The organism is Microbacterium sp. FG3 (genome assembly GCF_057809335.1).
Map to the genome: position 1 here is coordinate 65,575 of NZ_JBMDJT010000008.1, position 26,517 is coordinate 92,091.

Annotated in this window: 24 protein-coding genes, 1 tRNA gene and 3 pseudogenes; 16 read left to right on the top strand and 12 right to left on the bottom strand. The window is 68.5% G+C overall.

Annotation, left to right across the window (positions count from 1 at the left end; translation table 11 throughout):
• The first annotated feature begins 288 nt into the window (after positions 1-288).
• Entirely contained in the window at positions 289-2,817 is a 2,529-nt protein-coding gene (locus ACODR5_RS04640) for an Rne/Rng family ribonuclease (protein WP_488982880.1), read from the top strand.
• A gap of 99 nt (positions 2,818-2,916) precedes the next feature.
• Here the strand turns inward: ACODR5_RS04640 and ACODR5_RS04645 are convergent, their stop codons facing one another.
• On the bottom strand, positions 2,917-3,189 hold the full coding sequence (locus tag ACODR5_RS04645) for a DUF4031 domain-containing protein (protein WP_449854192.1): 273 nt from the start codon (positions 3,187-3,189) through the stop codon (positions 2,917-2,919).
• Positions 3,190-3,435: 246 nt separating this feature from the next.
• Between ACODR5_RS04645 and rplU the strand changes: the two genes are divergently transcribed.
• From rplU to ACODR5_RS04700, 11 genes are all read left to right on the top strand, one after another.
• A complete protein-coding gene (rplU, locus tag ACODR5_RS04650; RefSeq protein ID WP_449854193.1) occupies positions 3,436-3,744 on the top strand; it encodes a 50S ribosomal protein L21 in 309 nt (102 codons plus the stop codon).
• Between the two features lie 20 nt (positions 3,745-3,764).
• Positions 3,765-4,019: a 50S ribosomal protein L27 gene (rpmA, locus tag ACODR5_RS04655; RefSeq protein WP_449854194.1), complete on the top strand. Its 255-nt coding sequence runs from the start codon at positions 3,765-3,767 to the stop codon at positions 4,017-4,019.
• Positions 4,020-4,164: 145 nt separating this feature from the next.
• On the top strand, positions 4,165-5,664 hold the full coding sequence (obgE, locus tag ACODR5_RS04660) for a GTPase ObgE (RefSeq protein WP_488982881.1): 1,500 nt from the start codon (positions 4,165-4,167) through the stop codon (positions 5,662-5,664).
• Between the two features lie 5 nt (positions 5,665-5,669).
• Positions 5,670-6,491 (top strand): glutamate 5-kinase, encoded by an 822-nt coding sequence (proB, locus tag ACODR5_RS04665; RefSeq protein WP_449854196.1) that lies wholly within the window; start codon positions 5,670-5,672, stop codon positions 6,489-6,491.
• Positions 6,488-7,798 carry a glutamate-5-semialdehyde dehydrogenase gene (locus ACODR5_RS04670; RefSeq protein WP_460817770.1) on the top strand — a complete coding sequence of 437 codons (1,311 nt, stop codon included), beginning with the start codon at positions 6,488-6,490 and terminating at the stop codon, positions 7,796-7,798. Before proB ends, ACODR5_RS04670 begins: the two co-directional genes overlap by 4 nt.
• Before the next feature lie 40 nt (positions 7,799-7,838).
• The gene (locus ACODR5_RS04675; RefSeq protein ID WP_460817772.1) at positions 7,839-8,039 is read left to right on the top strand and encodes a hypothetical protein; all 201 of its coding nucleotides are present in this window, start codon (positions 7,839-7,841) and stop codon (positions 8,037-8,039) included.
• 10 nt (positions 8,040-8,049) lie between these two features.
• Positions 8,050-8,649 carry a nicotinate-nucleotide adenylyltransferase gene (nadD, locus tag ACODR5_RS04680; RefSeq protein ID WP_449854199.1) on the top strand — a complete coding sequence of 200 codons (600 nt, stop codon included), beginning with the start codon at positions 8,050-8,052 and terminating at the stop codon, positions 8,647-8,649.
• Positions 8,646-9,845, top strand: coding sequence for a hypothetical protein (locus tag ACODR5_RS04685; RefSeq protein ID WP_488982882.1), 1,200 nt, complete (start codon positions 8,646-8,648; stop codon positions 9,843-9,845). The genes nadD and ACODR5_RS04685 overlap by 4 nt, the downstream gene beginning before the upstream one ends.
• A gap of 23 nt (positions 9,846-9,868) precedes the next feature.
• On the top strand, positions 9,869-10,231 hold the full coding sequence (rsfS, locus tag ACODR5_RS04690) for a ribosome silencing factor (protein WP_449854205.1): 363 nt from the start codon (positions 9,869-9,871) through the stop codon (positions 10,229-10,231).
• Positions 10,232-10,302: 71 nt separating this feature from the next.
• Positions 10,303-10,375: transfer RNA gene (locus tag ACODR5_RS04695), tRNA-Ala, on the top strand.
• Between the two features lie 43 nt (positions 10,376-10,418).
• Positions 10,419-10,619 (top strand): hypothetical protein, encoded by a 201-nt coding sequence (locus ACODR5_RS04700; RefSeq protein WP_488982883.1) that lies wholly within the window; start codon positions 10,419-10,421, stop codon positions 10,617-10,619.
• 360 nt (positions 10,620-10,979) lie between these two features.
• Here the strand turns inward: ACODR5_RS04700 and ACODR5_RS04705 are convergent.
• Both ACODR5_RS04705 and ACODR5_RS04710 read right to left on the bottom strand, forming a co-directional pair.
• A pseudogene (locus tag ACODR5_RS04705) lies at positions 10,980-12,020 on the bottom strand (recombinase family protein); the annotation flags it as partial.
• Positions 12,017-12,202: a hypothetical protein gene (locus tag ACODR5_RS04710; protein ID WP_488982884.1), complete on the bottom strand. Its 186-nt coding sequence runs from the start codon at positions 12,200-12,202 to the stop codon at positions 12,017-12,019. The pseudogene ACODR5_RS04705 and the gene ACODR5_RS04710, both read right to left, overlap by 4 nt.
• A 240-nt stretch (positions 12,203-12,442) precedes the next feature.
• Between ACODR5_RS04710 and ACODR5_RS04715 the strand changes: the two genes are divergently transcribed.
• Complete coding sequence (locus tag ACODR5_RS04715; protein WP_488982885.1) at positions 12,443-13,138, top strand: hypothetical protein; 696 nt, start codon at positions 12,443-12,445, stop codon at positions 13,136-13,138.
• A 46-nt stretch (positions 13,139-13,184) separates the two neighbouring features.
• Positions 13,185-13,850: a M23 family metallopeptidase gene (locus ACODR5_RS04720; protein ID WP_488982886.1), complete on the top strand. Its 666-nt coding sequence runs from the start codon at positions 13,185-13,187 to the stop codon at positions 13,848-13,850.
• 97 nt (positions 13,851-13,947) lie between these two features.
• On the opposite strand, the pseudogene ACODR5_RS04725 reads toward ACODR5_RS04720, so the two are convergent.
• A pseudogene (locus ACODR5_RS04725) lies at positions 13,948-15,300 on the bottom strand (ISL3 family transposase).
• A gap of 218 nt (positions 15,301-15,518) precedes the next feature.
• On the opposite strand from ACODR5_RS04725, the gene mobF reads away from it, so the two are divergent.
• The gene (gene mobF, locus ACODR5_RS04730) at positions 15,519-18,980 is read left to right on the top strand and encodes a MobF family relaxase (RefSeq protein WP_488982887.1); all 3,462 of its coding nucleotides are present in this window, start codon (positions 15,519-15,521) and stop codon (positions 18,978-18,980) included.
• 39 nt (positions 18,981-19,019) lie between these two features.
• On the opposite strand, the gene ACODR5_RS04735 is transcribed toward mobF, so the two are convergent.
• From ACODR5_RS04735 to ACODR5_RS04765, 7 genes and pseudogenes are all read right to left on the bottom strand, one after another.
• Complete coding sequence (locus ACODR5_RS04735) at positions 19,020-20,114, bottom strand: ABC transporter permease (protein ID WP_488982888.1); 1,095 nt, start codon at positions 20,112-20,114, stop codon at positions 19,020-19,022.
• On the bottom strand, positions 20,111-20,767 hold the full coding sequence (locus ACODR5_RS04740; protein WP_488982889.1) for an ABC transporter ATP-binding protein: 657 nt from the start codon (positions 20,765-20,767) through the stop codon (positions 20,111-20,113). The genes ACODR5_RS04735 and ACODR5_RS04740 overlap by 4 nt, the downstream gene beginning before the upstream one ends.
• Positions 20,764-21,717, bottom strand: coding sequence for a peptidoglycan-binding domain-containing protein (locus ACODR5_RS04745; protein WP_488982890.1), 954 nt, complete (start codon positions 21,715-21,717; stop codon positions 20,764-20,766). The genes ACODR5_RS04740 and ACODR5_RS04745 overlap by 4 nt, the downstream gene beginning before the upstream one ends.
• 208 nt (positions 21,718-21,925) lie before the next feature.
• Positions 21,926-22,429, bottom strand: coding sequence for a hypothetical protein (locus tag ACODR5_RS04750; protein ID WP_488982891.1), 504 nt, complete (start codon positions 22,427-22,429; stop codon positions 21,926-21,928).
• Between the two features lie 127 nt (positions 22,430-22,556).
• Positions 22,557-22,715, bottom strand: a complete 159-nt coding sequence (locus ACODR5_RS04755; RefSeq protein WP_488982892.1) for a hypothetical protein — start codon at positions 22,713-22,715, stop codon at positions 22,557-22,559.
• A gap of 338 nt (positions 22,716-23,053) precedes the next feature.
• Positions 23,054-23,821 carry a hypothetical protein gene (locus ACODR5_RS04760; protein WP_488982893.1) on the bottom strand — a complete coding sequence of 256 codons (768 nt, stop codon included), beginning with the start codon at positions 23,819-23,821 and terminating at the stop codon, positions 23,054-23,056.
• Between the two features lie 81 nt (positions 23,822-23,902).
• A pseudogene (locus tag ACODR5_RS04765) lies at positions 23,903-25,079 on the bottom strand (IS3 family transposase).
• A 38-nt stretch (positions 25,080-25,117) separates the two neighbouring features.
• Here ACODR5_RS04765 and fdxA point away from each other — a divergent pair.
• A complete protein-coding gene (gene fdxA, locus ACODR5_RS04770; RefSeq protein ID WP_488982897.1) occupies positions 25,118-25,438 on the top strand; it encodes a ferredoxin in 321 nt (106 codons plus the stop codon).
• A gap of 148 nt (positions 25,439-25,586) precedes the next feature.
• Here the strand turns inward: fdxA and ACODR5_RS04775 are convergent, their stop codons facing one another.
• Positions 25,587-26,270, bottom strand: coding sequence for a Crp/Fnr family transcriptional regulator (locus ACODR5_RS04775; protein WP_094764235.1), 684 nt, complete (start codon positions 26,268-26,270; stop codon positions 25,587-25,589).
• Positions 26,271-26,517: the final 247 nt, after the last annotated feature.

Genomic DNA, 26,517 nt, shown 5'->3' on the forward strand with positions numbered 1-26,517 from the left:
CCGAACGCCGCTGTCTCGGCGCGCGGTTGCTGTTTCGCGGGGACGGGACGGGGCGCGACACGGCCGCGCGACGGCGATGCGGTGCGAAGGGTGCGATAATGGCCAGCGAGGTGCAAACCGCGGCCGCGCCGCGAACCGCCCCTGACAGAGAAGACTTCGAGGCGACGAGTGCCTCGCGCGACCAGAGCAGTGCGCCGGTCGCAACACCGAGTGAGTTCGCGGCATCCAGGTGCCGCACGAGATTTCCGGGCGACGCGCGGATGTCCGCCCGCAGGGAGTACGCCAGCGATGGCTGATGAGAACAGTGAATTCGATGACCGCAGCACCCTCGAGCCCCGCGCCGACGGCGTGATGGGCGGCCCGGCGGACGAGTCCGGCGCGCCGGACGTGCCGGCGTCGGTCGCCGACGAGGCGCCCGCGACCGCCGCGGCGCCCGCGACCGACGCGGGGGAGCAGACCGACGCCGCGGAGTCCGTGGCGCAGGCCGAGTCCGCCGCCGAGGAGCCGCAGGCCGAGGCCGCGGTTGCGGGCGAGCCCGCCCCGGAGGCGGAGCCCGCCGTCGAGCCCGAGCCCGCGTCGGACGCGAAGCCCGAGGACGCTCCGCACGCGAAGCCCGAGGAATCGAAGCCCGAGGACTCCGAGCCCGAGGAGCCGCAGGCCGAGGAGCCGCAGGCCGAGGAGCCGAAGCCGCTCACGGCCGTGAGCCTGGGGCTGCTGCCCGAGAACTTCGTGTCGCAGGTGTCGACCGCGCTGCACTTCTACGCCCCCGACATCGCGCCGCTGCCCGCACTCGAGCTGCCCGAGGCGGATGACGACGACGAGGACGACCAGGGCGACAGGGACGGCGGATCCTCGCGCGGCCGCGGCCGGCGCCGCCGTCGCGGCGGCAACGGGGGCTCGGCCCCGGAGCGCCCGCAGCGGCCCGTCGAGGTCATCACCGAGCCGCAGAAGATCAAGGGCTCCACGCGCCTGGAGGCGAAGAAGCAGCGCCGCCGTGACGGCCGCGAGGCCGGTCGTCGCCGCCCCGTCGTCACCGAGGCGGAGTTCCTCGCGCGCCGTGAGTCGGTCGATCGCCAGATGATCGTCCGCTCGAAGTCGGGCCGCGTGCAGATCGGCGTGCTCGAGGACAAGGTGCTCGTGGAGCACTACGTCGCGCGCAACCAGGACGCCTCGCTCATCGGCAACGTCTACCTCGGCCGCGTGCAGAACGTGCTGCCGAGCATGGAGGCCGCCTTCGTCGACATCGGGCGCGGCCGCAACGCCGTGCTGTACTCGGGCGAGGTGGACTGGGACGCCGTCGAGACCGGCAACCAGCCGCGCCGCATCGAGCTCGCGCTGAAGCCCGGCGACAAGGTCCTCGTCCAGGTCACGAAGGACCCGGTCGGCCACAAGGGCGCGCGCCTGACGAGCCAGATCTCCCTTCCCGGTCGCTACCTCGTCTACGTGCCGGGCGGCGCGATGAACGGCATCTCCCGCAAGCTGCCCGACACCGAGCGCTCGCGCCTGAAGAGGATCCTCAAGGAGGTGCTGCCCGAGTCGTCGGGCGTCATCGTGCGCACGGCCGCGGAGGGCGCCACCGAGGAGCAGCTCACGCGCGACGTGAACCGGCTCACGGCCCAGTGGGCGCACATCCAGCAGAAGGTCGAGAAGGGCAGCGCCCCGAGCCTGCTGCACAGCGAGCCCGATCTGCTCGTGAAGATCGTCCGCGACGTCTTCAACGAGGACTTCACGAAGATGCTCATCCAGGGCGATGACGCGTACAGCACCATCACGACGTACCTCGAGCAGGTGGCGCCGGATCTGCTGGAGCGCGTGGAGCGCTACGAGGGGGAGAAGGATCCGTTCGACGCGTTCCGCATCACCGAGCAGATCGAGAAGGCGCTCGACCGCAAGGTCTGGCTGCCGTCCGGCGGATCGCTCGTGATCGACCGCACCGAGGCCATGACGGTCGTGGATGTCAACACCGGCAAGTTCGTCGGCTCCGGGGGCAACCTCGAGGAGACGGTCACGAAGAACAACCTCGAGGCGGCCGAGGAGATCGTGCGCCAGCTGCGGCTGCGCGACATCGGCGGCATCATCGTGGTCGACTTCATCGACATGGTGCTCGAGTCGAACCGCGACCTCGTGCTGCGCCGGCTCGTCGAGTGCCTGAGCCGCGACCGAACGAAGCACCAGGTCGCCGAGGTCACCTCGCTCGGCCTCGTGCAGATGACGCGCAAGAAGCTGGGCCTGGGCCTGCTCGAGACGTTCAGCGAGGCGTGCGAGGTCTGCGCCGGGCGCGGCGTCATCGTGCATCACGACCCCGTGGTGAAGCACCGTCCGGCCGGGAACGGCGGCAACGGGGGCAACGGCGGCGGATCGAACCGCCGCTCGCGCGGCAACGGCGGCTCGTCGGCGGGCGCGCAGGCCGCGCCCGCGGCCCCCGCCGCCGCGACGCACGTCATCACGGAGGGCGTGAAGTCGGCCCTCGCGCAGATCGCGGCCTCCACGATCGCGCCGGCCGCCGCGCCCGCGGCCGAGCCGGGCAAGACCACCCCGGAGATCGCGATCGAGCTGCCGGAGGGGCCGCGCGCGGAGCCGTCGCAGCCCGAGGGCGAGGAGCGACCGCGCAAGCGCCGCAAGCGGCCCGAGCGTGCCGAGCGCCCGGAGCGCCCGGCGGCGCCGAAGTCCGAGGCCCAGCAGCTGCTGGACTCCGTGCTGAGCGCGCTGCCCGAGCCGAAGGCGCCCGGCCAGGGCCGCAACCGCAGCCGCCGCGTCACCACGGCCGCCCTCACGGGCACCGCGGTGTCGGTCAACCCGGCCGCCCCCACCGACTGACTCGTCCCCCTTCTGCGAACCCGCGTTCGTTCGTCGAACCCGCGCCGGATCCCGGGCGGGTTCGCGGAACGAGGGCGGGTTCGGCGAGGGAATCGTCGGTCAGAGGCCGCGGCGCTCGCGCTGGGAGACCCGCAGGCCCGAGGCCTGCAGGCGCCGCACGAGTTCGCGGCCGGTGACGCGGGTCGCGCCGCCGGCCACGAGGCGCTCCACGGCGTCGGCCGGGACGTCGTAGTGGTCGAGATCGAAGGCGCGCGCCGGCACGCCGTGCGCGGCCGCGAAGGCGTGCAGCTCGGCGAGGTCGGCGTCGCTCACGAGGTGGGCCCAGAGCCGCCCGTGCGCGGGCCAGATCGCGCTGTCCACGAGAATCGCCACGGCATCGAGCCTAGGCCTGCGCCGTGCGCCCGGTGTCGACGCGGGACGCGCCGCGCGGCGCTTTTGCCGGATCGGCAGGGGATCGGGTAAAGTAGACGGTTGGTGCGTCCCCTGTCGCGTGCGCGAGCAGTGCCGCGGCGAAAGTCTTGCAGACGCCCTCGCAACCAGCGAACGCAAGCGAAGTCTTCCCGTGAGAGATCCGGAGACCCGTCGATCCGGGTTCTCCCTAATGAAACAAGGTGTGAAGTGGTTTACGCAGTCGTGCGCGCCGGCGGCCGTCAGGAGAAGGTCGAGGTCGGCTCGGTCATTCAGCTCAACCGTGTACAGGCGGCCGCGGGCGAGACCATCGAGCTCCCCGCCGTGCTGTTCGTGGACGGCGACAAGGTCGAGACCGACGCCGCCAAGCTGGCGAAGGTCAAGGTCACGGCCGAGGTCGTGAAGGACCTGCGCGGTCCGAAGATCGTCATCCAGAAGTACAAGAACAAGACCGGCTACAAGAAGCGCCAGGGCCACCGTCAGGACCTCACGCGCCTCAAGATCACCGGCATCAAGTAAGCGCGGAAGGGTTCAGCGAAATGGCACACAAGAAGGGCGCAAGCTCTACCCGTAACGGTCGCGACTCCAACGCCCAGCGACTGGGCGTGAAGCGCTTCGGCGGCCAGACCGTCAGCGCGGGCGAGATCCTCGTCCGTCAGCGCGGCACGCACTTCCACCCCGGCGTGAACGTCGGCCGCGGTGGCGACGACACGCTGTTCGCCCTCGCCGCCGGTGCGGTCGAGTTCGGCAGCAAGGGTGGCCGCAAGGTCGTCAACATCGTCGCGGGCGAGTGATCTCGCACACGCAAGAGGTTTTTCCGGAACGGGGCGGGCTTCGGCTCGCCCCGTTCCCGCATTCAGCGACCGCTGGCCGCTGAACACACAGTGAGGATGCGGGCCGCCGTCGCGGCGGTCCCGGCTCAGGATCGAAGGCAGAAACATGGTCACGTTCGTCGACGAGGTCACGTTGCACCTCCGCGCCGGCAGGGGCGGCAACGGCTGCGTCTCGGTGAGGCGTGAGAAGTTCAAGCCGCTCGCCGGCCCCGACGGGGCGAACGGCGGCGACGGCGGGGACATCATCCTCGTCGCCGACCCGCAGACGACCACGCTGCTGAGCTACCACCACTCGCCGCACCGCTCGGCGGGCAACGGCGGCTTCGGCATGGGCGACATGCGCTCCGGCGCGCAGGGCGAGGACCTCGAGCTGCCCGTGCCCGTTGGCACCGTCGTCAAGGACCCCTCCGGCGAGGTGCTCATCGACATGGTCGAGCCGGGCATGCGCTTCGTCGTGGCCCCCGGCGGCAAGGGCGGGCTCGGCAACGCGGCTCTCGCCTCGCCCAAGCGCAAGGCCCCCGGCTTCGCGCTGCTCGGCACGCCCGGCTGGGAGGGCGATGTCGTCCTCGAGCTGAAGACCGTCGCCGACGTCGCGCTCGTCGGGTTCCCGTCCGCCGGCAAGTCGAGCCTCATCGCCGCCGTCTCGGCGGCACGCCCCAAGATCGCCGACTACCCCTTCACCACGCTGCACCCGAACCTCGGCGTCGTGCAGGCCGGCGACATCCGCTTCACGGTCGCCGACGTGCCCGGCCTCATCGAGGGCGCGAGCGAGGGGCGCGGCCTCGGGCTCGAGTTCCTGCGCCACGTCGAGCGCTGCACGGCGCTCGTGCACGTGCTCGACTGCGCCACGCTCGAGCCCGGTCGCGACCCGATCAGCGACCTCGACGTCATCCTCGCCGAGCTCGCGGCGTACCCCGTGCCGGAGGGGCAGGTTCCGCTCATCGAGCGCCCGCAGCTGATCGCGCTGAACAAGAGCGACGTGCCGGAGGCGCGCGAACTGGCCGAGCTCGTCCGCCCCGAGCTGGAGGCCCGCGGCTACCGCGTGTTCGAGATCTCGACCGTCGCGCGCCACGGCCTGCGCGAGCTCACCTTCGCGCTCGGCGAGATCATCGATGCGCACCGCAAGGCACAGCCCGCCGCGCCGCCGCGCGAGCGCGTCGTCATCCGCCCGCGCGGCTCCGAGAAGGAGTTCGAGATCCGCGTCGAGGGCGGCACGTACGGCAACGTCTACCGCATCCTGGGCGAGAAGCCCGTGCGCTGGGTGCAGCAGACCGACTTCGCCAACGAGGAGGCCGTGGGCTTCCTGGCCGATCGGCTCGAGAAGCTGGGCGTCGAGGACGCGCTGTTCAAGGCCGGCGCCGTGCCCGGCGCGACGGTGCTGATCGGCGAGGGCGAGAGCGTGGAGTTCGACTGGGATCCCGCCATCAGCTCGGCCGCCGAGCTCGTCGCCGCCCCACGCGGCACCGATCCGCGGTTCGCCGACAACCGGCGTCGCACGACGTCCGAGCGCCGCGAGCACTACCACTCGGTCATGGACGCGCGCGCCGCCGATCGCGCGGAGGAAGAGGAGCGGCGTCGCGCGCGCCGCGACGACGAGGAGGACTGAGCGGAGTGAGCGCGAGGGTGCGAGCGGATCTGGCCGCCGCGCGGCGGATCGTCGTGAAGGTGGGGTCGTCCTCCATCAGCGGCACGTCGTCGTGGCGCATCCCGAAGCTCGTCTACGCCCTCGCCGAGGCGCACGGCCGCGGCGCCGAGGTGTTGCTCGTCTCCTCCGGCGCGATCGCCACGGGCATGCCGTTCCTCGGCCTCGACTCGCGCCCGACCGACCTCGCCACGCAGCAGGCGGCCGCCGCCGTCGGGCAGAACATCCTCGTGTACCGGTACCAGGAGGCGCTGCGCCCTTTCCGGATCGTCGCGGGCCAGGTGCTGCTGACGGCGGGCGATCTGGAGGACGCGCTGCCGCGCAGCAACGCGCGCCGCGCCATCGAGCGGCTGCTGGGGCTGCGCATCCTGCCGATCGTGAACGAGAACGACACGGTGGCGACGCACGAGATCCGCTTCGGCGACAACGATCGGCTCGCCGCGCTCGTGGCGCGTCTCGTCGGCGCCGACGCGCTCGTGCTGCTGAGCGACGTCGACTCGCTGTACACGCGCCCGCCGAGCGAGCCGGGGGCGGAGCGGATCGACACGATCGCCTTCGGCCAGGACCTGGGCGACGTGGAGTTCGGATCGACGATCGTCAACAGCGTCGGGACCGGGGGAGCGTCGACCAAGGCATCGGCGGCGCGCCTCGCGGCCGCTGCCGGGATCGGCGTGCTCGTGACCAGCGCCGACCTGGTCGCCGAGGCCCTCGCCGGCGACGACGTGGGCACCTGGTTCGAGCCGGCCGACCCCTCGGGATCGGCGGGACGGGCGGATACACTGGCGCGATGAGCCAGACCGTCGCCGGTGCCGCAGCCGGCACCCCTGCGTCCGTCGACACCGCCGCGCCCGCCGACACGGCGCAGGACCGGCTGATCCGCGCGAAGTCCGCCGCGCGGCACACCGCCCGCCTGACGAGCGACGAGAAGACCGCCGCGCTGCACGCGATCGCCGAGGCCCTGCTCGCGGCGCAGGAGCGGATCCTGCGCGCGAACGCCGACGACCTCGCGCGGGGCGAACGCGACGGGCTCGCCGCGGGACTGCTCGATCGGCTCCGGCTCGACGAGAAGCGGATCGCGGGGCTCGCGGCAGCGGTGCGCGAGATCGCGGCGCTGCCCGATCCGATCGGCCAGGTCGTGCGCGGGCATCGCATGCCCGCCGGGGCGGCCCTCGAGGAGGTGCGCGTGCCGTTCGGCGTGGTGGGCGCGATCTACGAGGCGCGGCCCAACGTCACCGTCGACATCGCGGCCCTCGCCCTGCGCTCCGGCAACGCCGCCGTCCTGCGCGGCGGCAGCGCCGCGCGCGAGAGCAACACCGTGCTCATCGACGTGATGCGCGCCGCCCTCGAAGCGCGGGGAGTCACCCCCGATGCCGTGCAGACGGTCGACGACTTCGGCCGCGAGGGTGCCAAGGCGCTCATGCACGGCCGCGGCTTCGTCGACGTGCTCGTGCCGCGCGGCAGCGCGGGCCTGATCGAGACGGTCGTGACCGAGTCGACCGTGCCGGTCATCGAGACGGGCGCCGGCGTCGTGCACATCGTGCTGGACGAGTCGGCCCCGGAGGACTGGGCGCGCGACATCATCGTGAACGCCAAGGTGCAGCGGCCCAGCGTGTGCAACGCCGTCGAGACCGTGCTCGTGCTGCGCGCCGCCGCCGAGCGGCTCGTCCCGGTCGTCGCGGGCGCGCTGCGGGAGCAGGGCGTCACGATCCACGGCGACGAGACGGTGCAGCGCCTGGCCGACGGCGTCGTGCCGGCCACGGAGGAGGACTGGGCCACCGAGTACCTCGCCCTCGAGATCGCGATCCGCGTCGTCGACTCGCTCGACGACGCCATGGATCACATCCGCGCGTACTCCACGGGCCACACGGAGTCGATCATCACGACCGATCAGCGCAACGCCGAGCGCTTCCTGCGCGAGGTGGACTCCGCGGTCGTCATGGCCAACGCGTCGACGCGCTTCAGCGACGGCGGCGAGTTCGGCTTCGGCGCCGAGCTGGGCATCTCGACGCAGAAGCTGCACGCCCGCGGACCCATGGGCCTGGCCGAGCTGACGAGCACCAAGTGGCTGGTGCGCGGTGCCGGGCAGGTGCGCGCCTGAGCGGTAGGCTAGGGAGACCACGCACCGAAACGGAGTCAGGATGAACATCGCCGCCGCGCTCGCGGTCCTCGCCGAGACCGAAGAACACGGAAACGTCGCGCTGGAGACCCTTCCGTACGGCATCGTCGCCGCCGTCGTGTTCGCCGCGCTGGGTCTCGTGACGTTCTCGTTCCGCAACGTCGCCAACCGCCACGCCGACAAGGTCGCGCGTGCCGCCTCGCACGAGGGACACGGCCACTAGGCCGGATGCGGTGACGGAGCAGACCCGCGCGCCGCGGATCGGGGTGATGGGCGGCACGTTCGATCCCATCCACCACGGTCACCTCGTCGCCGCGAGCGAGGTGGCGCAGTCGTTCGGGCTCGACGAGGTGGTGTTCGTGCCCACCGGTCAGCCGTCGCACAAGGGCGCCGTCTCGCCGGCGCAGGCCCGGTACGAGATGACGGTGATCGCCACTGCCTCGAACCCGAGCTTCACCGTGAGCCGGGTGGACGTGGATCGCCAGGGCCCCACCTACACGGTCGACACGCTGCGGGATCTGAAGGCGGAGCGACCTGACGCCGAGCTCTACTTCATCACGGGCGCCGATGCCGTGGCGCAGATTCTCAGCTGGAGAGACCATGATGAACTGTGGGATCTCGCCCACTTCGTCGCCGTCTCGCGCCCGGGCCACGTGCTCGACACCGAGGGCCTGCCGACCGACGACGTGAGTCGTCTCGAGATCCCCGCCCTCGCCATCTCGTCGACCGACTGCCGAGACCGCGTGCGACGCGGCTTTCCCGTGTGGTATCTCGTTCCCGATGGCGTCGTGCAGTACATCGCGAAGCATCACCTGTATCGGAGCAGCGAATGAGCACCCCGGAGCGTCCCCTCACCCGTCGCCAGCTGAAAGAGCTGCGCATGACGGGTCAGCTGCCCGTGGTCGTGCCCGGCGCGCCTCCCGTGCAGCAGGGCCAGCCCGCCGACGCCGACGAGAAGCCCGTTGCGCCGGAGCCGACGCACGACGACGCGGACCAGCAGGCCAAGCCGACCCCCGCGCCGCAGCCCCCCGCGCCCCAGCCCGCCGCGGCGCAGCCGCCTGCCGCGCCGCAGGACGCCCCCGCGGCGGATCGGGCGGGAGGCGACCCGGACGAGGGTGCCCCGTCGGCGTCCGCCGATGCGGATGCCGCGGCCCCCGGTCAGGGCCGGCCCCTGACGCGGCGTCAGGCGCGCATCCTGCGCACCAACTCGATCGCGGTGCCGGAGCCGACGACCCCCGCGCCGAGCGGACAGCCGCCGGCGCTGCCCGGCCAGCCCTCGGTGGTGGAGCTGCCCGCCGGCTTCGCCGACGCCGTGCGCACGTCCGGCGGCCAGGCGCGGGACGCGGGTCCGGCGGAGCGCCCGGCTCCCGAACCGGCCCGGTCGACGGGCGGGCCCGCCCGGCCCGCCGCCGAGGCCGAGCCGAAGGATGAGGGGCCGAAGGTGGGTGCCGCCTTCGGAGCCGCGGTGTTCCAGCAGGCCGAGGAGCGCCAGCGGCTCGAGCGCGAGGCCGCCGAGCGGGAGGCGAGCCGCCGCCGCGAGACGAAGACCGTGGCGCCCGCTCCCGAGCAGGCCGCCGTGGCCGACGCCGATGAGGTGTTCGCCGAGGCGTTCCAGCGGTCCCTCGACGCCGGCGGGTCGACCGCCACCGGCACCTCGCTGATCCTGCACGACATGCCGGGCACGGCATCGCTCAGCGCCCCGATCACCGCCACGGGCGAGCTGCTCTTCACGAGCTCGCACGTGCTGCCCAGCGGCCTCTCGTCCCGCGGCGCCGCCGCCGGGACGACGGACGGCAAGGACGTCGACGCGACCCTTCTCGACGGCGAGATCCCCATGCACTCCTCGCCCACGCCGATCGCCGCGAGCGCCGCCGTCAGCACGTCCAAGGCGCCCGGAGACGTCATCCGCCCGCCCGCCCCCGAGAAGAACCACGGCCTGATGCTGACGCTCGGCATCACGGCCGGCGTCCTGGGCGTCGCCCTGGTCGGCGTCATCATCTACGCAATCTCGACAGGAGTCTTCGGTTGAGTTCCACCCCCACGTCCCACCAGATGCTGCAGCTGGCCGCCGAGGCGGCCGATGCGAAGGGCGGGGAGGATCTCGTCGCGCTCGACGTGTCCGAGCCGCTCCCGCTCGTCGACGTCTTCCTCATCGTCACCGGCCGCAACGAGCGCAATGTCGCCGCGATCGCCGACGAGATCGAGGACAAGCTCCACGAGGCCGGCCACAAGCGGCTGCGCCGCGAGGGGCGCCAGGAGTCGCGCTGGATCCTGCTGGACTTCGGCGATCTCGTCGTGCACGTCTTCCACCAGGAGGAGCGCGCCTTCTACGCGCTCGAGCGCCTGTGGAAGGACTGCCCGGTCGTTCCGATCACGCTGCCGGAGCGCCCCGCGCTCGGCACGCCCGGGGAGTGAGTCGATTTCTCGACGCGCGACGCGTGTTGTAAGCTGAATGAGTTGTCCGGGGCTTCTACCGGACGACATCCGGGCCTGTGGCGCAGCTGGTAGCGCACCTGCATGGCATGCAGGGGGTCAGGGGTTCGAGTCCCCTCAGGTCCACGTAAAGTGTCTTACGGGAAGACGCGACATCGAAAGATGTTGGGTGTTCCCGTTTCGCTTCCTTGCCTTCGTCGCCGACCTCGTGTGCTTCGCGGAAGATCGTCGCGAACGGCTCCGCGAGACGTGGGCGTACTTGTTCGTCGTCGGTGATGTCGAGGCGCGTGTAGAACGCTTGGTTCGCGATCCGTCTGTCAGCGTCGCCAGAATGCGTGTAGGCGTGGTGCGCGTCGGTCAGGAGTCGTAGCGAGTCGTGGAGGAATGCGCGTCCGCCGGTGTGGTGTTCGCTGTGCTCGGCGAGGCGACGGTTCACGTCGGCCAGTCCTGCGCGGATGCGGTCTTGGTGGCGTTTGAGTGTGTCGAGATCGATGGCGTCGGCGAAGTGCGCGGCGAGGAGCTTGTCGGACTCGGATTCCAACCTGGCTCGGTTCGCCGTCAGATCGGCAAGTTCCTGGTCTTGGCCGGTGTTGCGCTTGTCGAATGCCGCATCAACGTCGGCCGCGATTCGTTGGTAGGTGGTGTCGTTGATCGTGATGTTCGCGTAGGAGTCCGCGACGAGACGTTCCGCGACCGCGACGGGAACCGCGCGTCTAGTGCAGGTCGTCTTCTTCGCAGCGCGGCCAGAGCAGATGAAGTAGGCGTAGGTGACACCGCGTGGGTTGGTGGCGAAGTCCAGCAGCATCCGCGACCCACAGGTGCCGCAGTGCAGCAGGCCCTTGAGATGGTGGGCGTGCTGGACGTGCCGGGTTATCTTCGCCGTCCGCGCCCGGAGCAGCGACTGCACCTTGTCGAACAGCGCAGGCTCCACGATGGGATCATGCGCGCCCGGATGCAGCGCACCTTTGTAGCGGATCACGCCCGCGTAGTACGGGTTCGTCAGGAGCTTGTAGAGGGTGTTCTTCCCCAGCGGCTTCGAGGGCCGCTTCGGCGACGGAACCGTGAGTAGCCCGCGTGCGGTGAGGTCGCGGAGGAGGCCGGTGACGGAGGTCTCGCCTTCGGCGTAGTGCTCGAACGCCCAGGCGATGAGCGGTGCTCGTTCGGGATCGACCTCGACCGTGCGAACTTCCCGGCCCGCGTCGTCGGTGCGGCGGACGTTGAGGTAGCCGATGGGTGCGCGCATCGGGGTGCCGCCCTGGGCGACCTTCTGGGTCAGGCCCTTGGTGACTTCGGTGGCGAGGTTGCGGCTGTAGAACTCGGCAATACTCGACATGATGCCGTGCACGAGCATACCCGACGGCGTTTGATCAATGCTCTCGGTAGCCGAGACGAGTGTGACGCCCGCATTGATGAGTGCTTCGTGGATCTTCACATCGTCCGAACGGTTGCGGGCGAGGCGGTCGAGCTTGTGGACGATGCAGAATGTGACTCTGGTGGCGGCGATGAACGCCAGCATCTCCTGCAACCCGTCACGATCCGCAGACCGCGCGGACTCCCCGGCGTCAATGAACTCGCGCACAACCCGCGCGCCGAGTTCGTCGGCCTTGCGGTGGTTCGCCTCCCGCTGAGCAGGGATGGAGAACCCTTCCTCCGTGCCGCCCCGCTCGGCCTGCTCACGGGTCGAGACGCGGAGGTAGGAGACGGCCAGCAGCACCGGCTTACCGTCGGCCTCCGCGTCAAGCGCGGTGAGGGTGGGAGCGGTGGTGGTCATGCGGTGCTCCTTCGTCGGTGCAACAGCTCGGGTTCTTCGTGCTCTTCTACTCTGCCGCGCGCATCTGACATCAGGCTCAGATTCGCAGGCAGCGGGAGATCGTAGGGGTCGGGGTCGCCTGCCCGGTAGGCATCCCAGCGGGCTTGGGTGATGTTCAGCACCCATTCCACGAGCTTCCCCATGTCGGGTTCCGCGCGGCGGATCGTGCGGAGGCGGAGTTCTCCCGGATCGCTCCCCGACCCCGAAACAAGCGCACCCCGGCTCCGCGCCGTGTGTGGTAGGCGCTCACGGGTCGGGGTTGGTGTCAGGCCACTCACCTTCTATCTCACATAAAAGCAGATACGCCAGAATCAAGGTAGCACACTCCTCGCGTAACGGCCATTGTTTGAGATGAAGTGGTGATTCACACTACGATCGGAAGCATGAGTCAAGACGTGGAGGACATGCCGCTGCTGGTCCCCGAAGACCTGCCAGCAGGCTGGGTGATGCCCGACCCTCCCGTGATCGCCTCTTCCGCCGACTCGGTAGCCATCGATGCCGCGCTCAAGTACGACAAGCGGACATACCCCACACCGGGGCCGGACGGGAACCTGAGCGGGTATAACGACGGCCGCGACGGTCGCTGGTTCCTCATCGAGCACACCCAGTCCCGTACCCGCGTGCTGCTACGCCTGCAACGCCAATACCTCATGCACCAAGAGCCAATGGGTGAAGTGCGGATCACGGGGATCGTCTACCTGCCCGAGCTGGCGGGCGACCCGGTGGCCAGCCCGATGCTGCGGAACTTGCCGACCTCTCGGATTGAGGCGGCGATCAACCGCCGCCAGTTCACCGTCACCGGAGCCACCCGCTTCGAGGGCGGCAAGCTCACCATGCCCTCGGGCCGCATTCTCCACTCCTCAGAGGTCATGCAGCCGCTGGGGAACCCGAAGCGGATCGCGGACTTCTACGAAGTCGTCGCCCTCCAACACACCCGCCTCGTAGACGACGGGGAGACGAACCCGACCGCGAAGATGGCGGAGATCAGTCGGGTGCCGCTCTCCACCGCACAAGGCTGGGTCGCACGCGCACGCGCCAAGGGACTCCTCCCACCCGGACGGCGCGGGCGCGCAGGATGACCAAGACCCGAGGCCGCGTGCGGCGTGGGAGTCGACCATGAATCGGATGTCTGACGCCGAGAGTCACGGTCTCGACAGTGTCTCCGCCTCGATCGACCTGGCCTATCCGTTCACCGGATGCTGGCTCGTCCAGAACAGCCCTGCGAACGGGGTTCCCAGCCACGGCACGCACGCCTTCGCCACGGCCTTCGCCATTGACTTCGTGCCGGTCAGTGACTCCGGACGTACAGCACCGATCACCCTGAGTTCCCTCGTGCGACCGGAACCCGCCGACAGGTTCCCCGGTTTCGGCCGCCCGATCCTGGCCCCCGTCGAAGGAGTCGTCGTGGCCGTGCATGATACCGAGCCCGACCATCCTGCCTATCGCGGCTTGCCCTCGATCCGGTACGCACTGTCCCAGCGCCGCCGAGCGGCGGCGGGATGGGTCGCACTCGCGGGTAACCATGTTCTGATCGACAGTGGCGGCATCATCGTCGCGCTGTGCCACTTGCAGCAGGGCAGCATCCAGGTCGCGCGAGGCCAACAGGTACAGGCCGGAAGCGCGCTCGGGCGTTGCGGCAACTCCGGCAACAGCACCGAGCCTCACGTTCACGTCCAGGCAATCGACAACCTCGACATCACGCGCACCAACGCCGTTCGCCTGACGTTCAACGGCTCTCTACCAACTAACGGCGAAGTCATCAACGCCGATGAGACTCGCCGCGCTTACTGATCGCCGCCGCGCTCACTGCTCTTCCTGCCCATCCGCACGACCGTCGTCTGCGCACATCCTGAGTTCTCCCGTGCTTCCTTGACCGGCTCTTCGGACTTCAGGTGGGGGTGGTGGGGTCGAGGCCTCCGGCGATGAGGAGCATTCTGAGTCTGTAGTTGTCGTAGTTGGTGAAGCCGCGGGCGATGCGGCGGGCGAGTTCGATGAGGCCGTTCACGGCTTCGGTTCCGCCGTTGGATGAGCGGTCGGTGGTCCAGTAGGACAGGAACGCGGTCCGCCACTGGGTGAGGGTGCGTCCGAGGCGGGCGATCTCGGGGATGGGGCAGGTCGGGAACGATGCGAGTACCTGCTCGGCGATCTTCCGCCCTTCGGTCAAGTCGGGCTGTCGGTAGGCGTCGCGGAGTTGCTGTGCGGCGTGCTAGGCGACTTCGACCTCGACGTGCTCCTCCCGTTGGGTGAATGCTGTTTCCAGGCGGGCCTTCTGCCGGTCGGTGAGTTTGTCGCGTCTGGCGCGGAGGATGTTGCGGATCCCGTAGAGCGGGTCGCCTCGTCGGCCGCGGTGTTCGAGGGTGTCCTGTTGGACGCGGCGACGAACCTCATCGACGGCGGCAGTACCGAGTTTCACGACGTGGAACGCGTCGAGCACGGCGACCGCATCGTCGAGCTCGTCGTCGAGGGCCTTCTTGTAGCCGGCGAACGGGTCCAGCGTCGCGATCTGGATCCCGTCGCGGAACGTGTCGTCGCGCTCTTTGAGCCAGTCTGCGTAGGCCTTCGCGGATCGGCCGGGCACCAGATCGAGGAGCCTGGCTCGGACGTGTCCGCCGACATCACGGGTCAGATCGACCATCCCGGTCAGCTCCTTCGGCCCGCGCCCGCCGTCGGCGACGGACTTGGTGGAGACGTGGTGCCAGAGGTGCTCGTCGACGCCGAGAGTGGTGACCCCCGCGAAGCGGGACTGGTCCGCGGCCCGCTTCTCCAGCACTGGTTTCACGTGACGCCACACCGTCTTCCACGACACTCCGAGCTGCCTGGCGATGCCCTGCACCGAGGCGTTCTCCCGACGCATCTGAGCGACCGCCCACGAGATCGCCCGGGCAGTGAGCTGCGCCCGCGGGGCGGAAACGGCGGCGTCCTGCTCGGTGAACGACTTCCCCGGACATGCTGCGTCGGTGCAGCGGAACCGGCGCTTACGCCACCGGACCTGCACCGGGACCGCGCCCATCGGCGCGTCGACCAGCAGCAGCGTCTTCCGCCCACCCGACTGGGCAACCTGCCCGCACCGCGCGCACCCCGCCGGGCCCGGTGGGGACTCGACATCAATGACGAGCACGCCATCGACGCGGCGTTCGACGGCCACGACGCGCAGCCCGCCGAGGCCGACCAGCAGGTCGCAGCGATCACAGTAGACAGCAGGAGATGGGCACGCAGCAGCGCACCCCGTAGCATCGGGCACGGGTCGAGGACTCCGAACGGACAGGAAGCTTGGTCGCTACCGATCCTCGGGGCCTCGACCCACCTCACCCCGTCACCACACCGCCCGGCGCGTTGTCCCACCCCCACCTGAAGTCCGAAGAGCCCCTTGACCCCGCATCAGAGAATGAACGTATCCTAAGTGCCGTAGTTGCTGATACACTAGATAGTCAGCGAGATGGCGGAAGGATGGTGGTCTGAATGCATGGCGGCGTGATTCCGTTCCGGGGTACCGGGGCTGATGCGCTGCGCTATGTCGAGGCCGACCGCTCCCGCGCTGACGACTACTACCTGGGCGCGGAAGCGACCCTCGCGCAGTTCATGGCGCTGGACGGCTCGGGTGAGGTGACTGCTGAGCTGGCCCTTGATCCCGAAGCGTATGCGGGGGGGGTGGACTGGGAGAACCCGTTGATCGGGGAGCGGATGGGGAAGCCTCGCGGTGCGGGGTCGGATCGGAAGTCGTCGCCCCGGTTCATGGAGATGGTTGTCAACACACCCAAGAGCTTGTCGATCGCGGCCGCTTTGCACCCGGAAGTCTCCGATGCCTTGGACGCCGCGCAGCAGGATGCGCTTTCGGAGATTCGGCGTTGGCTCGCCCAGCACTCCGTGACCCGCGTTGGCTCGCTGGGTGCTCAGGAGGTCGTACCCATCGAGCAGATGCACGTCGTCGGGATCACGCACCGCACGAGTCGGGCGGGTGATCCGCACCGGCACATTCATATGCAGATCGGCACCCGCGTGTTCGCGGCGGGCAAGTGGCGGGGCCTGTTCACCGCCGCCCTGTTCCGGCAGCAGGGCACGATCCGCGCCCTCGGCACCGCCGTGATCGCCGCCAGCCCCGAACTTGCCGCCGTGCTGGATCGTCATGGCCTGAGTCTCGACCCCGCGACCGGCGAGGTGGTCGAGTTGCAGCCGTTCAACGCGGTGATGTCGAAGCGGGGCGAGCAGGTGCGTAAGAACCTCGAACGCCTCGAAGCCGCATGGGATGCCGCGCACCCCGGCGAGAGCATGGGCCCAGGCCTCGCCTCGCGCCTGCGAGCCGACGCCTGGGCGCATGAACGGCCCGCGAAAAAGCCCACCACCCTGGGCGACGAAGCCGCATGGGTGACAGAGCTACGCGAGGCCGGATACGACCCCGACACCTGGCAGCGGCACGAGCCTATCGCCTCGGTGTCGCTCGATGATCTGTCCGTGCAGGAGGTTGCATCGCGCACGCTGGATCGTTGCGCCGCTGCCGAGTCCGCATGGTCGGCCCACACCGTGATCGAGCACGCGACCCGGATCATGACCGAGCACGGCGTGCAAGCGACCCCTGCCGAGATACGAGACTTCATCACGGCCGCGTCGCGGTTGGCGTTGGAGGACTGCTTCACGATCCTGCCACCAGACGCACCGGCGCTTGAGCATGTGGCGCATCTGACGAGCGTGGGCGTCATGCAGGCCGAAACCGAACTGCGCGACCTCATCACCGCACGAGTACCCGAGACTGAGCCGGCGGTGCCGAATGTGCAGGGGGTGACGCGGGCCGCTGGCCTCGACGCGGGCCAGGCCGAGGCTGCCGCAGCTCTCGCCTCCACCGACCCGCTGGTAATCGTGGAGGGCGCGGCAGGTAGCGGGAAGACGACGATGCTGGGGGTTGCTATCGAGGCCGCGGCGCAGGAGGGTAGGGCGTCGCGGGTGGTGACGCCGACGAAGAAGGCCGCCGACGTCGCACGCCAAGCGCTCGGGGTTCCGGCTGATTCTGTGGCCGCGCTCGTCCACGCACACGGCTACCGCTGGAACGCCGACGGCGTATGGACACGCCTCACACCCGGCGAGGCTGACCCTGAGACCGGTCGCACTTACAGCGGCCCACCCGAAACGGCACGCCTCCAAGGGGGTGAGCGGATCGTGGTGGACGAGGCCGGGATGCTCGACCAAGACAGTGCCCTCGCCCTGCTCACCGTCGCCACAGAGACGGGCGCGACTATTGCGCTTGTCGGCGACCGCGCGCAACTGCCCGCCGTCGGCAGAGGCGGGGTGCTGGACATGGTCGCGCAGATTCGGGGCCGCACCATCGACATGGCGGAGGTGCATCGCTTCGCCGACCCCGCATACGCGGAGCTATCAGTGAGGTTGCGGGAACGGAACGATCCGGGCCTGATCTTCGACCAACTCACGGCGCTCGGCCTGATCCACCTGCACGCCAACGCCGAAAGTCTACACGATCACATCGCCCGCAACAGGAGCGATGGCGAGGCGGTCACGGTCGCCACCAACGACGAAGCCACCCGCCTGAACGAGCGCATCCACGACCAGCGCACGCACGCCGGAGCCGTGGACGACGCGGCGACCGTGACCGGCAGCGACGGCCTCCCCATTGGGCGGGGTGACCTGATCCAGACGCGGAAGAACGACACCGGCCTGGGTGTGGCGAACCGGCAACTATGGATCGTGCAACACGTCGCGGACGATGGAGCATTGTGGTCCGTCGAGGCAGGCAGCGATCGGAAACGCGAGCACACTGTCCAGCTGCCCGCCGCGTACGTCACCGAGCACGCGCAACTCGCCTACGCCTCCACCGCATACGGAGTGCAGGGCGTCACAGCCAAGGGGTCGCATACGATCCTCAGTGACGCGATGAGTGGTGCCGCCGTGTACGTCGGGATGACCCGAGGCGAGGACGAGAACCAGTTGCATGTTATCGCCGACAGCACGGGTGATGCTCGTGCGCAGTTCATTGACGCTCTCGAACGCGACCGCGCTGACCGGGGACTCACCGCCGCCGCCCGGCAAGCAGAGGAAGCCGTGCGGGGTCTGGTCGACGACGGCCCTGCGAAGATCGTCAACACCGAGATATCAGCACTCACCAAGCGGGCCGAACAAGCGGAATGGCGAGCGGCACTCTGGCGACGGGCCGCTGACGCGTTCACCGAACTGCACGAGCAGCAGCGCAGCGGGCGCGACCAGGCACGTCAGGGCAGCGAGACCGCAGCCCAGCAGCTTGAACACGTGCGCGCCGAAGTCGCCGCCCCGCTCACAGCGAAAGCATCGGCGGCGCTGGCCGAGTGGCAGGCCGCCGACACCGCACAGCAGACCGCCCGCGACCGCCTGCGCAGTGTCGGCAGATTCGGCAAGCGCCGCGCCACCACCGAACACCACACCGCGCAGCATCTCGCCCGTGACGCCGAGCGGCGATTGACAAGCTTTTGGGGTGGGCCGCCCCGGTGGAACGAGGACAGTGCAGCGTGGATCGAGCGTGTCGTTCGGCACCGGATCAGCACTGACCCGCGAGTTATGGAGGCGACCGAACAGCAGGAGACGGCGGCGAAAGCGGTACGCAAGGCATTGGAACCCGATGACCTGCCGCGCCTGCGCATTTACTCTCGCATCTTCGGCACGGCAACCGTGATGAAGAACCGCGCCGTCTACCTCGACACCCGTCCCCATGCCAATGCGGAGAACCAGGCCCGCACCGCGCACCATGCCCGCGCCGAGATCGAGGCGCTACGCGCACTCACCCCCGCCGAAGCTGTCGAGCGGATCGAACAGACCCATGCGGCCGAGCGAACCGCACGCGAGGCCGCTGATCATGCTCTCGCGGAACGCCGACGTCGGTTTCCATCGAGGTCATACTCGCGTGAGGATGGCCCCCAGCGCGACGGACCGTCCCTGAGCCGTTGATTACCAAGACCCGGACACGTGTTCTGTAGCCGACATTGCTCAGGGGACGCGGAGTTCGCGGATCGGTTCGCGCCTGCTCGCGATGATCGCGGGGACCGCGGCAGCGATCAGTGCGGTGACGAAAGTCAGTACGGCGAGGGCTCCGGTGAATGCGATGCCTGGGAGCGGGTCGCCGCCGGTTCTCAGGATGATCGTCGATGCGGTCGTACCGATGGCTATGCCGATGAGCGCGAGGATTCCTGTCTGGACGAGTAACAACGTCACGATCAGGCTACGGGTCGCGCCGAGTGCTCGGCGGCGTCCGAAGTCCTTGCGCCGCATCATCACGAGCCCGTAGAGCAGGATCGCGACCAGTCCTCCCGTGAGGCCAAGAAGCGCCAGAACCAGGCCGCGGGAGAAGCTGCCGAGCTGGTCTTGGATCATGCCGCGCAACTGGGCGAGAGCCTCGCTGGTCTCGATGGTGACCTTCGAGCTGTCATCGGGCGCAAGCACGGAGCGGACCGCATCGCTGACCGGGGCGACGAGTTCGGGTTCGTCCGCGATGACTACCAGAACATTCACCGGCTCCGCTCCTGTAGCCTCGGGCTGGGGAACGAACACAGCCGGCTCGAACCCGGCGAGGAAGTCCGGCACGTCCAAGGAACCGGCGACGGCGTACGAGGCGCCGCTAGTGAGGGTGATGCCGCCGGCGGTCTCGGGAAGGCCGAGATGGTCGAGCGCGGTCTGCGAGGCCCAGGCAATCTCCCCGGGCAGGGCGCTCGCGTCGGGGATGCCGAGCCGGTCCAGATGTGCGGTGTATAGGTAGCGCACCGGCACGCGCGTGCCGTCTGGCACCGCGGCGTTGGTCGCATCCGTCGCGGAGGAGAAAGCGGCTGCCCACTCGATTCCCTCGACCTGCGCGATCCTGTCGAGAACATCGCTCGTGATGCCGGCCGTGCTGTCGGCTCGGACCGTGATGGATCGCGTTCCGGCGGAGTCAATCGAGCCCAGCACTTGTTGCTCTGCGCCGACCGTCCGGCCCGTGGTGAGCATGACCCCGAGAATCATGCCGATGATGGTCAGCACGGTAACCACCGACGCGACTGGCTGTGAACGTGCGGACGCCGCGGCCTCACGGAGGATCGCCGTGATCACAGCCGGATCTCCCGGTCGCAGGATTCGGCGACGTGCGGGGTGTGCGTGACGACGATCACTGCGGCACCTGCGCGCGCGTGATCGCGCAGGGCGGAGACGACGAGGTCGGTGGTGGTGGGGTCGAGGTTGCCGGTCGGTTCATCGGCGAGTAGCACGCGGGGCCGGTTCAACAATGCACGGCACAGCGCGATCCGTTGCGCCTGCCCACCGGAGACCTGTCCAGGCTTGCGATGTGGAGGCACATCGACGCCGAACATCTCCAGGAGCCCCAGTGCGCGATTGACCGATTCGCGCCGCCGTTGGGCGCGATACAGAGCAGTCTCTGTGACATTGTCGAGAACGGTGCGCGTCGCGTCCAGCGCCGCGTCTTGAAAGACGAAACCGAACCGCTCTGCTCGCAGATGGGCCCGCTTCGCGTCGGACAACGGCCGAGTGGCCTGCCCATCCAGCATGATGTCGCCCTCGCCCGGATGCAGCATCAGACCGAGGATGTACAGCAGCGTCGATTTCCCCCGGCCGGACGGCCCCGTGAGCGCCGTCATCGATCCGGCGGGGAACTGCGCCGACCACCGATCGAGAACAGGGCTTCCCGGGACGTATCCGAAGGTGACATCCCGGGCCTCGAGCGCATACCCCCGGTCCACGCGCTTCATTCGACGCCCGTCGCTGGCACCCGGACGCGGGTGCCAGCATCGACACCGGTGATCACAGACATCCCCTTCGCGGATGCCTCCACGGTGACGGGGATGGTCGTCCCGGTGTCATCGATCACCGCGACTTGCCCGTCCGCCTGGGTGACGAGCGCCGCAGACGGCACGGTAAGTCCGTGCACGGTCTCGACGGTGATGACCTGCGAAGCCAGTGTGGCCTGCCCGGTCACGGGCACTTGGTCGCATCCTTCGCCGCAGAGCGAGCCGCCGTCAGCCCCGGTGAGCGCTACGGTCACGGCGCCGTTCTCGTCACGGCTCTGGTCACCGGCGTACCCTTCCCAAGGGTCCCCGTCTGGCGAGGTGATCTGAACTCGGACACCCGTGGCCAGCATCCCCGCCTGGGTGTCGGTCACCGGGATCCAGAACTCCGGCTCGCTCGGCAGGCCCTGAATCACTTCTTCGCCGCCCGCCAGCGACGTCCCTCGGTCGACGAGCTCAGTATCCAGCGCCACCCTGGTCGGCAGCGATGGAACGAAGATGACATCTCCGACGGCGACCTCGCCGGTCGCCTCGACGTCCGCGGCTTTCTGCCACGCCTTGATCGCGGCGACCGTGCCCGCCTCGGCCTTGCCGTCTGCGATCCCGCCGTAGTATCCGAGCGCGCCGAGCATCACCTGCAGTTGCTGAACATCGGGCCCCTCGATGCCCAACGAGATCGTGCGGAAGGCGGGAACATCGCCCTGAGCGATCGTCACGGGCCGCAGATCGACCGAGTAGAGCACGGTGCCCTGACCGACCTCTTCTCCCGCGCTGACGTCGATCGACGTGACCACGCCCGCAGCACGGTTCACGCCGACAGGCTCGGGCGTCCACTTCGCGACCGTGTTGAGTGTAATCGAAGCACCCACGTCGCCCTCGGCTACCTCGACGAACGTGAAGTCGGTCAGCTCCAATGGATCCTCTGCCGGAGTCAGCACGGTCAAAGCCGCCCACGCCGACCCGGCGCCCAGTGCTATGAGCAGAACGCCGCCGAGAATCAGCCCCAGCCATCGTCGACGAGCCGTCGAAACACTGCGCTGCATACATCTCCCCAGGCATCGTCGTGGACATGGCAACTTCGTCGCTCAGACGAGTGCCGTACGGATTATCGAGCAGACAGCGTCACAGCGTCGGCTGAGGGCAGAGCGTGTTCAGCTCATCCCACCGGTCGGAGCTGACCTCGCCGACGAACGTGTACGACATCCACGGTTCCGAGCTTTGATAGCGGTCGATGAAGACCTGCTCCGACGGCGCCTCTTCGACCTCGACGCCCTCTGCACGCAGACACTCCGCGGTTTCGAGTTCAGCCTGGTACAGCGCTGTCCACTGCTCGCTGGTGAACTCCGACAGAGGGATGCTGTCGTCTTCGGGCATGCATTCGGCCTGGTCGATCTCGTACTGGTCCATTTGCTCGGTCGTTCCCTCGAACCCGATGCCGCCTGTCGCCTCGTTGAGGGTGACGTCCCAGCCCTTCTCGTTCAGGCAGTCAGCGAGGGCCTGAGAGTCAGGCCAGTTCTCGGCGAAGCTATCGTTTGCCTGTGGTTGGGCCGACGTGTTCGTCGCATCGCCTGCTGGCTCGGTGGCGGAACATCCGACCAGCATCACCAGCGCGACCGCGACGCTCAACGTACCGAACGCCCTCCTCTTATCCGCACGGGGTTTCATACTGGGTGTTCCTTCCACACGCGGCGATCGGGTGGGAACTGTCGTGAAACGACGGTCCCCACCCGATCGTGCCGACAACGAATCGGCCCTAGTAGTCGCAGCCGTTGGCCAGCGAGTAGATCGTGCCACCCGTGCTGGCGCCGCCCGACGTGGTTGCACCGAACGACGAGTACAGGACCTTGACAGAAGCGATCGAGTTGCCGGGCTTCGTGTCGCTCTTCGACTGCCCGCCAGCGTTGAGACGCATGAACGTGTTCTGGGTGGAGTTGGCAGTCAGCTTCACGGAGACCGAGCAGCTGTGTCCGCCGACCGAGGCTTCCGCAGCCATCGCGGGAGCCGCAGCGAACATAGTGACACCGAGCGCAGCGACCACGCCAAGCGCAGCGATCTTCGACTTCGTACGAGACATCTTGAGCCCTTCGAGAGTGAGGTGGATGGGAGATCGCGCGCACTCGCAACACTACGGACCGCCTGCGTCGGGCACGAGGCCACCGGACGCAGTTTCACCAAGAGTTCATCTCGCGGCGTGCAATCCTGCGAGTGAGCGGGTCACGTAGTTCAGCTCCGCATCGTTGGCGGCTGCTGTCACCGCGTCTTCGCCCACACCGTGCCCCGATGAACGCCGAACTGTCGGGCGAGCACGTTCACGCTGATTCCCTGCGCACGGGCTGTTCGCATAGCGTCCACTTCGGTGTCAGTGAGACGTGTTCGAGGTCGTTTCTTTGGTTCCGCCGACGCCCCGATCAGCGGGTCTTCGGCCTCACCCCCGGGCTTGGCATCCCCGGGAGTTCCTCGATTCCACGCGGAAACGACCCGCTCGACCCGCTGTCGCCTGTTCCCGCAGTGCCCCATTGCGTCCACGTAAGTTGAGAAAATCGAAACCTGCCCCGTCTGATGGCGGGGCAGTTTCGTGTTCGGGCCGGGATCGTCTGCGGTGCTGCTGCTGCCGGACGCGAGGACGCTGGCGGCAGGCTCTACCGGGACAAACGTGGTGTTCTCGTCCTCGTCCACGATGATCTGCTTGAACAGGGCACGGTTCAGGATGCGGCGTTCAGAAGGTTCGCACTTGCTGTAGAGGTCGCCGAGATCGGTGTGGATGTCGGTGATCTGGTCGAGGCCTCCGCGGGCGCTAGTGTACGTGGTGGCAAGGCTGTCGAGCCTTTTGGTTATCTGATCGAGGCTGGCGCGGATGCGGTCTTGTTCGCTCTTGAGCAGGTCAAGCGGGATCGCGTCGGCGTAGTGGGCTTGGACGAGCTTGAGTCGCTCGGCTTCGAGCTTGTCGCGCCGGTTGGTCAGCAGGGCGCGTTCGTCGTCGCTGGAGGCTTCGAGCTGGTCGAACACCTGGTGCAGCACCGCCCGGACGTGCTTTGCCTCATCCTCGGTGAGGCCGTTGCTGCTGTAGGGCGTGAGGAGCGAACTGGTGACAGGTTCGGTTTAGGCCGCGAGTGTGAGCGGCTCGGCTAGCTTGGCTTCGAACTCGATGGGCGTCAAGCCGCCGAGGGTGTCCTGGGCGCGCTGGCGGTGATACTTCCGCTCGATCCAAACGACGATCGCGAGTCGCAGTTCCTGCCGGGTCGCCCACCGCTGCTGGTTGAGGACGTTCGTCTGTACCAGTGACCAGAACGACTCCATGGCCGCGTTGTCCCCCGCAGCGCCGACTCTTCCCATCGATCCGACCATGTCGTGGCGGCGCAACTCGCGGGCCATCGCGCGGCTGCGGAACTGGCTGCCCCTGTCGGCGTGCAGGATGCAGCCGGCGACCTCACCGCGGCGCGCGACAGCATTTCGGACGGCGTCGACGGCGAGCTTCGCGGTCATCCGATCTGAGATCGAGTACCCGACGATTCGGTTGGAGAACACGTCCTTGATCGCGCAGCAGTAGAGCTTGCCTTCGCTCGTCCAGTGCTCCGTGATGTCCGTGAGCCAGAGCCGGTTCGGTGCATCGGCGCGGAACACGCGCTGGACGTGATCGTCGAACACGGGCGGCCCGGCCTTCTTCCCCTTCCCGCGTCGCCGGCGTTGCGCGGATGAGAGGATCCCGGCCTGCGAGCACAGCTTCCACGCCGTGCGCCTGCTCATCCGCCACCCCGCCCGGCGGGCCTCGTCGGCGAGGTATCGGTATCCGAACGTCGGGTCGTCGTGGTGCGCATCATGCAGCGCGTTGATCCGATATGCGCGGAGCACGTCCGCGTCCCGGACGGGGTCGTTGCGCCACCGGTAGTAGGGCTGGCGGGCGAGCTTGAGAACCCGGCACGACACCGTCACGGGGATCCCCGCGTCGGCGAGCTCAGATACGAGCGGGTACGTCATTTTGGGGAGCCACCAAGCCGCAGGTTCGCCTGCGACAGATACGCCGCCGCACGGCGGAGGACCTCGTTCTCCTGCTCGAGCAACCGGATCCGCTTCTTCAACTCCCGCGCCTCGGCAGCGTCCGCGGCGGTCTGGCCGGGACGGTTACCGTCTTCGACGTCGGCTTGACGGAGCCAGTTCTGCAACGTCGCTTCGCTGATACCGAAGTCGCGGCGATCTGTTTGATGGTGACGCCGCTCTCGCGGCTGCGAGCAACCGCAACGACGTCCTCGCGGAACTCTCTGGGATAGGGGCCGGGCATGATGACATCCTCCCCGTCAGCGCCTCCCGGCACTAACGATCAGTTGTCACCAATCCGTTCCCCACGCCCAGGCCTGCGTCGAAGAATGCCCGGTCGACTGCATCTATGAAGGAGAGCGGTCGCTGTACATTCATCCAGACGAGTGTGTCGACTGTGGCGCCTGCGAGCCGGCCTGCCCGGTTGAGGCCATCTATTACGAGGACGACGTCCCGGACCAATGGGCAGAGTATTACAAGGCCAATGTCGAATTCTTCGACGAACTCGGTTCACCGGGTGGTGCCGTCAAGCTCGGCAACACCGGCCGGGACCACCCCCTGGTTGCGGCATTGCCACCGCAAAACCAAGATATTGGCCTTTAGGTCGGCCCCTTCGCCCGCTTTGCGCCCGTGCCGGGGGAAGCTCGTAGGGAGCAGCCCACACAGGTGACGCCACTGCAAGAAGGTCAAGGGCGGGTTCGAGTTGCACCGGATACTGCCCAGGAGGCCGCCACGCCGCAGCGGCACCCGACTATCGAGGTGTGGCTACGTGTTCAAGCGCATCGATATCGAGAATCGTGACCTCCCGGCGCCCGTGCAATTCGATAAGGCCGGAGGCAGAGAGCGCGGCAAGGCGTCGACTCAGGGTCTCTGGTGTCGTGCCGAGGTACGCCGCAATTTCCTGTTTCGCCATCGGAAGTCTCACCGTGGCCGCTCCGTCCCGCATGGTGCCAGGTAGGTCCAGGAGGTAGGCCGCGACACGGGCATTGACATCGCTGGAGGTGATGGCGGCCAGCAGTCGCTCGACGGAAGAGAGGCGGTCGGAGAGCGTCCGCAGCATCCGCTGACTGATGTCGGGGTAGTCACGAAGTAGGACTGCAAGGTCGGCATGGTCGAACACGCACATCCTGCTCTCTTCCAGCGCGACGGCGAGATCGTTCGGACGGTGGCCCGTCAGGAATGCACGTTCACCCACGACGTCACCGTCGGTCACCGTTCGCAGGATCTGCTCCTGACCATTGGCGGCCGCGTGGCTGACCTTGAGCTGTCCACTGTGCATCACCAGCAGGCGCGAGACCGGCTGTCCGGGCGCATAGACGATCTCCCCCTTTTCGGCGAGTACCGGGCGGGCGAAGTCCGCAACACGCAACTGTTCCTGACGGGTGAGGCCTTGGAAGATCGGGACGCGGGTGACGCACAAGTCATCCTCGGGCATGACACCACTTTATCCCACGCCGACCCGACGCGACCGTAACGGACGGGCCAGCGGCGCTCGGGGAGGAGCCGCGCGAACTTGATCTATGTCAAGGAGTTCGCGGCACGGCGAACCTACGGTGAAGGTGTCAGTAAGAAACACCAAGACGGAAGGATTCCACAATGACCACCGCGACCACAACCCACACCATCCTGGGCTGTGTCAAGCTTCGTAGACGATCTCTTTGTGGATTTCAGGCCGCGGTTGC